Origin of the sequence: Brevibacterium antiquum CNRZ 918 (assembly GCF_900169145.1) — a bacterium.
Lineage (GTDB): Bacteria > Actinomycetota > Actinomycetes > Actinomycetales > Brevibacteriaceae > Brevibacterium > Brevibacterium koreense.
This window is the reverse complement of sequence record NZ_FXZD01000039.1, coordinates 1-1,471: the sequence shown is the minus strand read 5'-3', so window position 1 is coordinate 1,471 and position 1,471 is coordinate 1. Positions and strand designations below refer to the sequence as shown.

The following is a 1,471-nucleotide window of genomic DNA, read 5'->3' as shown; positions in this document are numbered from 1 at the left end:
CCGGAGTGCCTCATGTCAATACCCCCGGCTAATGAGGGTCGTGCCTCACACAAATTATCCCCGGGAACAACTCTCACCCCACCCGACTCGGCCTGACCCGAATACCCGAGGAATCGGGCAATGCCTGCTTGGCCTCGATCTCACGTTTCATACGCGCGGTCTTCCCGGCAGCGAGCTTGATCAGCCTCTGCTGGATCCGATCGATCTCGGCCGCGATATGGACCGGGTCAAGACCAGCCTTGTAAGCCCTGAGCTCAGCGACTTGCTTTCTGTTGAGGATCCCGGAATCCAGCAGACGCACGAACGGGGTCCGCGGGGTGTCATAAACACGTTTGCGACGACCCACCGAATCAGTGGAATACCCGGTGGGTTTCTTCGTCGGAGTGAAGTAGTTCAACCGGTCATTGACCAGTGCCCAGAGCGTCGTCATGAGTCCGAGTTCGGTTGTCGTGTCGTAGCGGTAGTAGAACCCGTACCGACGCACGAGATGGTTGTTCTTTGACTCGATCGTGGCCTGGTCATTCTTCGTATAAGGCCTGCCGCGAGTGAAGAAGATCTTCCGCTGGGCCGCCCAGTCGATGAGGTCGTGATTGATGAACTCTGAACCGTTGTCGAAGTCGAGCCCGGTCACGAGATAGGGCACCGCTTCAACGAAATGAGTGCACGCGGCAACAATGTGTACGGCAGCATTGTTCTTGACTGCTCGGGTGTAGACCCACCCGGTGTGCATATCGGTGTAATTGACCGAGCGGATGAACTCGCCCTTCAACGTCGGTCCGCAGTGGGCAACGGTATCGACTTCGAAGAATCCGGGTTCGGCTTCGACTTCATCACCGGCCTTACGAACCTGGATCGAGTTGCGCAACAGTGTGCCAGGCTTCGTTGCCGACTTCCCACGCAGGGTGTCTCTAGCCCGGGCTGGTGCCAGGTATCGGTCGATCGTGGCTGGACTCATCGACACCAGCTCGTCGCGTACGTTCGTGCTGTAGCGGCCCTGGCCAGGCACGAGGTGGTTGTGGGCTTCGAGGGAGTTGAGGAGATCGACCATAGCTTGGGCGAGGTATTTGCCGCAGATTCCACCGGCAACTGACCACACATACTGCAGGATCTTGATCGCGTCGTAGGAGTACTTACGGGCCTTAGTCTTGCGTCGATCGATCACGGCCACGGTGGCGTTGGCTCTGCCCTTGGGCTGGCGAGTCCGACGCATGAGCTGTTGGCGAGCGTGGTCGCGGTTCCAGCCAGTGATGTCGGTGACGGCATCGAGGATGGCCGACTTTTGTTGCCTGCCGGCCTTGGCATACGCGGTGGCGTATTTCTTCGTGATCTCGATTCTGGTGTTCATGGAAACGTCCTTGTCGACCATGACCCCATCGTCGTCGTGTCTATGTCCCCGGGTGAAGAGTCTGGCGGGGAAATTTATGTGAGGCACGACCCTTGGCTACGCGGGGACTATCTATGAGTCTCGTCG

The 1,471-nt window shown here is 58.4% G+C and carries 1 protein-coding gene; it reads right to left on the bottom strand.

What is annotated here, in order from left to right; all coding sequences use genetic code 11:
- Positions 1-73: 73 nt before the first annotated feature.
- Positions 74-1,345 (bottom strand): integrase catalytic domain-containing protein, encoded by a 1,272-nt coding sequence (locus BANT918_RS17090; RefSeq protein WP_025388054.1) that lies wholly within the window; start codon positions 1,343-1,345, stop codon positions 74-76.
- Positions 1,346-1,471 lie beyond the last annotated feature (126 nt).